A 7,475-nucleotide genomic window follows, 5' to 3' on the forward strand; every position below is an offset into this window, starting at 1 on the left:
AGCGCCTCTTTTGGAGAATGGTGTTTCTTGGCTTTGTTTCCCCCCCCTCCTCCCCCCCCCCCCCCGCCGGCGATATCGTCCCGGACGAGCCCCTGCTAGGCGGACAGCTGCTGGGCGGCGTTGTCCACGCAGGTCAGCGCGTTGAGGCTGCGCGGGTAGCCGACGTAGGGCACGAGCTGCGAGACCACGCGGTAGAGGAAGTCGCGGTCGTTGCCGAGGCTCATGTTGCCCGCCGCATGCGCCGTGGCCTGCGGCTCGCAGCCGCCCTGCGCCACGATGAAGCAGAACGTGACCATCTCGCGGTCGCGGTCGGAGAGGCCGCCGCGCGTGTACCAGTCGCCGAAGCAGTGGCCGGCGAGCCAGCGGTTGATGTGGGCGCGCTCGGCCGGGCCGCTCTCCCAGTTCTCGCGCATCCCCTCGCCGAAGTAGGCGATCTGCTTGTCGTTGCCCGCCGCGACGCGCGTCTCGGCCGTGGTGGTGGCCTGCGGCTCGAGCGGAAGCTCCACGCCGCGCGCCGTCAGCACGTCGTTGGTCGCGCGCAAAAACGGCAGCACGCGACCGATGCCCAGGTAGGCGCTCGACTGATAGACGACCTCCTTGAGCTCCACCGGCGTGACCCCGGCGTTGAGGGCGGCCTCCGCCATGAGGGAGAACTCGTCCACGCCCTGGCAGCCAAGCAGCGCCGCCAGGATGGCCAGAAAGCGCTCGCGGTCGGGCAGCTGGGCCGCCCCCTCGTTCACCACCTCGTCGAAGGCGAAGTTCTCGAAGCGCTCCACGAACTCCGGGTCCGTGGCCGCCAGCTCGGGCGTCCGCCCGGGCATGATGCGCTCGCGATAGGCCAGCGCGGCCTCGCTGATCTTGGGCTCCTGCGCCATGCTCTCTCCTCTCATGTGGAAAAGGGACTGTCCCTTTTCCACCTCTTTTCCACCTACGCCAGCTTGTTGTAGGCCTCGTCGTCAACGGGCTCGAGCCACTCGTTCGAGGCGCCCTCCGCCGGCACCGCGAGCGCAATGTGCTGGAACCAGCTGTCGCGCGCGGAGCCGTGCCAGTGCTTGACCTCGGGCGGGATGCTCACCACGTCGCAGGGGTGCAGCTCCTGGGCGTCCTTGCCCCACTCCTGGTACCAGCCGCGACCGGCCACGCAGATGAGCACCTGGCCGCCCTTGTGGTGGACGTGCCAGTTGTTGCGGCAGCCGGGCTCGAAGGTCACGTTGCTCGCCCCGAGCTGCGCGTCGCCGAGCGGCGCCAGGTAGCTCTGGCCGATGAAGTACTGGGCGTACGCGTCGTTGGGGTCGCCCTTGGGGAAGATCGGGCTCAGGTCCCTCTCGCTGGTGATCGTGTCGTCTGCCATGCCTTTCTCCCTCGTGTCGTCGTCTAGCGGAACGAGCGCTCGTAGATGCCGGCGATGTCCTCGTCGGTGGTCTCGCCGGGGTCGCACATGAACAGGCCGCCCATCGTGGCGCGGGCGCAGCGCGCCAGCTCGAGCGCCTCCTCGTGCGTGCCCGTGAAGCCGTAGTCGCTCATCTTGAGGTCGGCCACGCCGCAGGCCTCCTGCAGCGCGCGCAGGGCCTCGAGGAAGTCCTCAGGCCTCTGGGCGTCGGCCTTGCCGAGAGCGCGCGCCATCTCCACGAAGCGCTCGTCGCACACGTGGCGGCCGATCCAGAAGCCGAAGTACTCCAGCGAGATCATCGTGAGGCCGGCGCCGTGCGGCAGCTCGGGGTGGTACGCGCTCATCGCGTGCTCCATCGAGTGCTCGGAGGTGCACGCCGAGAAGTCCATCGAGTAGCCGCTCATCGTGTTGGCGAAGGCCACGGCCGTGCGCGCCTCGAGGTCGGAGCCGTCCTTCACCGCCACGGGGAGCCAGCGCCCGATGCTCTCGATCGCGGCCATCTGCACCATGTCGGCCATCGGGTTGGTGGCGTTGGAGATGTGGCCCTCGAGGCTGTGGAAGAGCGCGTCGAAGCCCTGGTAGGCGGTGAAGGTCGGCGGCACCGAGACCATGAGCTCGGGGTCCACGATCGCGAGCGTGGCGAAGAGGCTCGCCGAGCCCACGCCGATCTTCTCATGCGTCTCCACGTTGGAGATGACGCCCGCGGCGTCCACCTCCGAGCCGGTCCCCGCCGTGGTGGTGATGGCCACCCACGGCAGCTCGGACTTGACGAGCGGCAGGCCCTTGCCCGTGGTGCCGCCCGCGTAGTCCCAGAGGTCGTCGGAGGGCTGCGGCGCGAACATCGCCATGACCTTGGCGGCGTCCATGACCGAGCCGCCGCCGAGCGCCACCACGAAGTCGACGCCCTGCTCGCGGGCGAAGAACGCGCCCTGCTCGGTGACCTGCTTGGTGGGGTTGGCGCCCACCTTGTCAAAGACGACGGCGTCCACGCCGGCGGCCTCGAGCTCGGCGAGCGTGCGGTCGAGGTAGCCGTTGGCGCGCGTGGAGCGGCCGTTGGAGATGACCACCATCGCCTTCTTGCCGGGAAGCTGCTGCTCGTGGAGGTGGCTCAGCTGGCCCGGCCCAAACAGGACGCGGGTCGGCGCGTAGGCGTTGAACGTGCTCTGTGCCATGTGATGTCCCTTCTCGCTCGGTTGCTACTTGACGATGGCGCGCGCCCAGGCCACGGCGCGCTCAGTCGACGCGGCGGCGTCGTGACCGGCGATCGCGAGGCCGGCCGCGAGCGTCGCCTCGGGATAGGCCGCCCCGAGATCGCGCTCCGAGCTGCCCATGCCGCTGCCCTCGTTGGTACACAGCGGCGCGATGGTCCTGCCGGCCAGGTCGCAGGCGTCGAGGAAGGTGCGCACCGCCATCGGGCAGGTGCCCCACCAGTTGGGGTAGCACAGGATGACGGTGTCGTAGCCGTCCAGGCTCGGCGCCGGCACGACGAGCGCGGGCCGCGCGCCCGCGGCGAGCTCGCGCTTGGCCACGTCGGTGCAGGCGTAGTAGTCGGCCGGGTACGCCTCGGCCGGCTCGATGCGGAACGCGTCCGCGCCGAGCGCCGACGCGATGGCCTCCGCGAGCACCTCGGTGTTGCCCCGCGGCAGGTCGACGATGCTGCCGGAGACGTAGTTCTGCCCGGCGCGCGAGAAGTACGCCACGAGCGCCTTTCCCATGCCTGCTCCGATCCCTCGACGATTCTGTCCCTAGGAGCAGCATAGAATCGGAAAGTCTAATGAGCAATTCCGATTTTCCGGGTTTTGATTAGCAAATCTTATCGGTTGCCGACGGCTCGGAACCCGGCGAGAAGAGCTCGCGCAGAATCTCCCCGAACTCCTCGATCGCGGGCGTGGAGCGCTCGCGCAGCCAGAACGCGTAGTACTCGTGGCTCAGGTGCTCCCCGTCCGCGCCGAAGAGCGGGATGCGCCGGATGACCGAGCCCGTGCGCCCCTCGCGTCTGCGGCGCTCGATCGGCAGGAAGCTGCGGCCGCCCGCCACCGTCATTCTCGCCTCGTCGAGGGTGCGCGCGAAGGTGACGTCGCAGTGAAACCCCATCGTGTCCTGGTAGTAGGCGCGCTCGACCTCCTCCTGGTCGGGCGAGGCTATGAGCACGCAGGTCTGGCCCTCCAGGTCGGCGGCGCTCACCCGCTCGTGCCACGCGAGCGGGCTCGCCTCGGAGACCTCCACGTAGTCATAGGCCACGAAGAGCGGCAGGTTCACGGCCTCCGGGTGCAGGACGCGCCGCCGGTCGCTGAAGGTGAGGTCAACCTGGCCGGCACCGAGCAGGTCGCGCAGGGTGTCGTGGCTGCCCGCCACGCTCGTCACCGTCATGCGCGGGTGGCGGCGCGCGAAGGCGGCCACGGCGCCGGCGACCTCCCAGCCGTCGTAGCGGTTGAGGTAGCCCAGGCGCAGGACGCTCGTCTCGCCGCTCGCGAGGTCGGCGGTCTCCCGGCGCAGGGCGTCCAGGTCGTCGAGGATGCGCGCGGCGCGCCGGTAGAAGTGCTCGCCCGCCGGCGTCAGCGTGAAGCTGCGTCCCTCGCGGCGCAGAAGCTCCGCGCCGAGGTCCTTCTCGAGCGCCTTCACCTGCTGCGATATGGCCGACTGCGAGACGAACTCGGCCTCCGCGGCGCGCGTGAAGGACCCCGCCTCCACCACCGCACAGAAGTAGCGCATCTGCCTCAGCAGCATCGCCGCGCCGCCCTCACGCGCCGAGGACGTGCTTGTCCAGCCGCGCGAACGCCTCCTGCACGCGCGCGAGCGGCAGCGCCAGGTTCACGCGGATGTGCGTGGCGCCGTGGAAGGCGCGGCCGTCCTGCCAGAAGACACCCACGCGCCAGCCGTCGCGCAGCACCTCGTCGATCGAGCGGCCGTGTTCGGCGCACCACGCCCCGCAGTCCAGGAACAGCATGTAGGTGCCCTGCGGCCGGGCGCAGCTCACGCCCTCCCAGTGCCGCTCGATGAAGTCGCACGCCCAGTCCACGTTGCCGGCGATGACCTGGTTGAGCTCGTCGGCCCACACGCGGCCCTCGGGCCCGTAGGCGCCGACCAGCGCGTGCTGCGAGAGCACGTTCATGCTGTTGTAGTGCGTCTTGGACCCCTTGGACTCCACGCGGTCGCTCAGGTAGTCGCTGTAGATCACGTGGTAGCTGCCGATGAGGCCGGCCAGGTTGAAGGTCTTGCTCGGCGCGTAGAGGGCCACCGTGCGCTCCCGCGCGTCCTCCGACACCGACTGCGTGGGCACGTGGGCGACGCCCGGCCGCACGATGTCGGACCAGATCTCGTCGGAGATCACCACGCAGTCGTGGGCGCGGAAGAGCTCCATCGCCCGCTCCAGCTCCCAGCGCTCCCACACCCGCCCGCACGGGTTGTGCGGCGAGCAGAAGATGGCCACGTGGATGTGCCCCTCCGTCAGGCGGCGCTCCATGTCCTCGTAGTCCATGCGCCAGACGCCGTCCCCGTCGCGCACGAGCGGCGAGAGCTCCAGCCTGAAGCCGTTGTCCTCGAGCGCGTGCGTGAAGCCCACGTAGGTGGGGCTGTGCACGAGCACCGCGTCGCCGGGCGCCGCGAACGCCGACACCGTCGAGACGACGCCGCCGAGCACGCCGTTCTCGTAGCCAATATGGCGCGGCTCGAGGTCGGCCACACCCTTGCGGTCGCGGTGCCAGTCGATGATGGCCTGGTAATAGGCGTCGCTCGGCGAGAAGTACCCGAAGGTCGGATACTGCAGCCGCTCCTCGATGGCCCGTGTGATCGACGGCGCCACCGGGAAGTTCATGTCGGCCACCCACATCGGGATGGGGTCGAAGCCCGCCTCCGGCGCGGGGTATCCCGAGCCCGGCGCTCCGATGGCGTCGAGCGCCAGCGCGTCGTGCCCGCGCCGCTCCAGGACGGTCGTGAAGTCGTAGGTCATGCGCATCCCTCCTGCCGAACAGCGACGTGTGCACGTTACCATACCGCGCCGGCATCCCAAGCCCCCACCCTGAGCGGAAAGCGCCCCTTCGGACGCGCAATACCCTCTCTCGTTACACAAAACCGAGATGCCCCGTGCTATATCCCAGTTTCTTACACAGGGATTATGGCCTGCACCACCTAGGCAAGAAGGCGGACAGGGGCTCGGATTCGATAATCCGCAGGTAGAAGGAATATGAACTTTTAAAGTATCTACCCGATACTTTGCACGCCAGCAAAACCCTGTGTAAGAAACGACAGAATTGCACACGGCCCACGCGATTTGTGTAACAAAGAGCGCTATTGCGCAACGAGGGCCGCCGCAAGAATGCGGCGGCCCCCAATGGTCAGGTCGCTGGCCCGCCTACCCGAGCGCGGCCACGATCTTGTCGCCCATCGCGGCGGTGCCGAGCACGTGGTCGGCTGGCGTGTCCGCGTCGGCGATGTCCACGGTGCGCCAGCCCTCGTCGAGCACGCGCGTGACCGCGGCGGCCAGCTCGTCGGCCGCGTCGTCCATGCCGAAGCTGTAGCGCAGCATGAGCTCCACCGAGAGGATCTGCGCGATCGGGTTGGCGATCCCCCGCCCCGCGATGTCGGGCGCCGAGCCGTGGCTCGGCTCGTAGAGCGCCGTGCCGTCGCCCAGGCTCGCGGAGGCGAGCATGCCGAGCGAGCCGGTGAGCATCGAGGCCTCGTCCGAGAGGATGTCACCGAAGGTGTTCTCGGTCACGAGCACGTCGAACTGCGCCGGATTGGCGATGAGCTGCATGGCCGCGTTGTCCACGTACATGTCCTCGAGGCGCACGTCCGGGTACTCGCCCGCGATCCGGTGCGCCACCTCGCGCCACATGCGGGAGGTGTCGAGCACGTTGGCCTTGTCCACCGAGTGCACCACGCCCCGGCGACGGCGCGCCGCGTCGAAGGCCCAGCGCACCACGCGGTCGACCTCGTACTCGCGGTACTCCAGCACGTCGCGCGCGTACTCGCCGCGCGCGCCGCCCACGCCGGCGCCCTCGACGCCCATTGTGCGCTCGTGCCCGCCGAAGTACAGGCCGCCCGTGAGCTCGCGGACGATGATGAGGTCCACGCCGGAGAGCACCTCGGGCTTGAGCGTGGAGGCGCCGATCAGCGCGTCGAACATGCGCACCGGGCGCAGGTTGAGGTAGAGCCCCAGCTCCTTGCGGATGGCCAAGAGGCCCTGCTCCGGGCGCACCGACCCCACCTTGGTGTCGGTCCACTTGGGCCCGCCCACGGCGGCGAGTAGGACCGCGTCGGAGGCGCGGGCCGCACTCAGCGTGGCGGGCGGCAGGGCGGAGACCTCCTCGCCGGCCGCGGTGGTGGCGTCGATCGCCGCGCCGCCGATGAGCTGGTCCTCGCAGACGAACTCCACGTCGTGGCGCTCGCCGATGGCCGCGAGGACCTTCTTGGCCTCGGCGATGATCTCGGGCCCGATGCCGTCGCCGGGCAGGGTGCAGATGCGGTAGGTCGCGCGTGCCATGGCTAGTTGCCGCCCTTCTCGGCCATCACGCGCTTGGTGCGCGCGACGAGGCCGCCGTCGCTGATGATCTCCTGGATGAAGGGTGGGAACGGCTGCGCCTGGAACGTGGCGCCCGTGGTCTCGTCCGTGATGGTGCCGGTGTCGGCGTCCACGGAGACGACGTCGCCCTCGGAGATGGCGTCGGCGGCCTCCGGGCACTCGAGGATGGGCAGGCCCATGTTGATCGAGTTGCGGTAGAAGATGCGCGCGAAGCTCTTGGCGATGACGCAGCTCACGCCGGCCGCCTTGATGGCCACGGGCGCGTGCTCGCGGCTCGAGCCGCAGCCGAAGTTCTCGTCGGCCACCACGATGTCGCCGGGCTTGACACGCGAGGTGAACGTGGTGTCAAGGTCCTCGAAGCAGTGCTTGGCCAGCTCCGCGGGATCGGAGGTGTTGAGGTAGCGCGCCGGGATGATGACGTCGGTGTCGATGTCGCGCCCGTAGCGGAAGACTGTTCCCCTGAACTGCATGGTTCATCCTTTCTGTGACGTAACCAGGCCGTGGGGCACGCCCCGTGCTCAGACAGCTTCGCTTCGCGAAGAACTGCGCGCGGGGCGTGCCCCA

Annotated in this window: 8 protein-coding genes; all 8 read right to left on the reverse strand. The window is 69.3% G+C overall.

The genetic code is table 11. The annotated features are described in order from the left end of the window. Nucleotides 1-95 precede the first annotated feature (95 nt). The 8 genes from ACWTSU_RS04025 to ACWTSU_RS04060 all read right to left on the reverse strand — a co-directional run bounded on the left by ACWTSU_RS04025 (nucleotide 96) and on the right by ACWTSU_RS04060 (nucleotide 7,381). Nucleotides 96-875: a carboxymuconolactone decarboxylase family protein gene (locus ACWTSU_RS04025; protein ID WP_455138595.1), complete on the reverse strand. Its 780-nt coding sequence runs from the start codon at nucleotides 873-875 to the stop codon at nucleotides 96-98. A gap of 53 nt (nucleotides 876-928) precedes the next feature. Next, the gene (locus ACWTSU_RS04030; RefSeq protein ID WP_455138596.1) at nucleotides 929-1,351 is read right to left on the reverse strand and encodes a cupin domain-containing protein; all 423 of its coding nucleotides are present in this window, start codon (nucleotides 1,349-1,351) and stop codon (nucleotides 929-931) included. Nucleotides 1,352-1,374: 23 nt separating this feature from the next. Beyond that, nucleotides 1,375-2,562 (reverse strand): iron-containing alcohol dehydrogenase, encoded by a 1,188-nt coding sequence (locus ACWTSU_RS04035; protein ID WP_455138597.1) that lies wholly within the window; start codon nucleotides 2,560-2,562, stop codon nucleotides 1,375-1,377. A 24-nt stretch (nucleotides 2,563-2,586) separates the two neighbouring features. Then, complete coding sequence (locus ACWTSU_RS04040; RefSeq protein WP_455138598.1) at nucleotides 2,587-3,105, reverse strand: flavodoxin; 519 nt, start codon at nucleotides 3,103-3,105, stop codon at nucleotides 2,587-2,589. Nucleotides 3,106-3,193: 88 nt separating this feature from the next. Next, on the reverse strand, nucleotides 3,194-4,117 hold the full coding sequence (locus ACWTSU_RS04045) for a LysR family transcriptional regulator (RefSeq protein ID WP_455138599.1): 924 nt from the start codon (nucleotides 4,115-4,117) through the stop codon (nucleotides 3,194-3,196). A gap of 13 nt (nucleotides 4,118-4,130) precedes the next feature. Beyond that, complete coding sequence (locus ACWTSU_RS04050) at nucleotides 4,131-5,339, reverse strand: MalY/PatB family protein (protein WP_455138600.1); 1,209 nt, start codon at nucleotides 5,337-5,339, stop codon at nucleotides 4,131-4,133. A gap of 402 nt (nucleotides 5,340-5,741) precedes the next feature. Next, a complete protein-coding gene (leuB, locus tag ACWTSU_RS04055) occupies nucleotides 5,742-6,872 on the reverse strand; it encodes a 3-isopropylmalate dehydrogenase (RefSeq protein ID WP_455138601.1) in 1,131 nt (376 codons plus the stop codon). Between the two features lie 2 nt (nucleotides 6,873-6,874). Next, entirely contained in the window at nucleotides 6,875-7,381 is a 507-nt protein-coding gene (locus ACWTSU_RS04060) for a 3-isopropylmalate dehydratase small subunit (protein ID WP_455138602.1), read from the reverse strand. Nucleotides 7,382-7,475 lie beyond the last annotated feature (94 nt).

The organism is Thermophilibacter sp. (assembly GCF_966187215.1).

Coding starts and splice junctions, on each gene's coding strand:
- ACWTSU_RS04025 (WP_455138595.1), bottom strand. CDS start 875: ATGGCGCAGGAGCCCAAGATCAGCGAGGCCGCGCTGGCCTATCGCGAG.
- ACWTSU_RS04030 (WP_455138596.1), bottom strand. CDS start 1,351: ATGGCAGACGACACGATCACCAGCGAGAGGGACCTGAGCCCGATCTTC.
- ACWTSU_RS04035 (WP_455138597.1), bottom strand. CDS start 2,562: ATGGCACAGAGCACGTTCAACGCCTACGCGCCGACCCGCGTCCTGTTT.
- ACWTSU_RS04040 (WP_455138598.1), bottom strand. CDS start 3,105: ATGGGAAAGGCGCTCGTGGCGTACTTCTCGCGCGCCGGGCAGAACTAC.
- ACWTSU_RS04045 (WP_455138599.1), bottom strand. CDS start 4,117: ATGCTGCTGAGGCAGATGCGCTACTTCTGTGCGGTGGTGGAGGCGGGG.
- ACWTSU_RS04050 (WP_455138600.1), bottom strand. CDS start 5,339: ATGACCTACGACTTCACGACCGTCCTGGAGCGGCGCGGGCACGACGCG.
- leuB (WP_455138601.1), bottom strand. CDS start 6,872: ATGGCACGCGCGACCTACCGCATCTGCACCCTGCCCGGCGACGGCATC.
- ACWTSU_RS04060 (WP_455138602.1), bottom strand. CDS start 7,381: ATGCAGTTCAGGGGAACAGTCTTCCGCTACGGGCGCGACATCGACACC.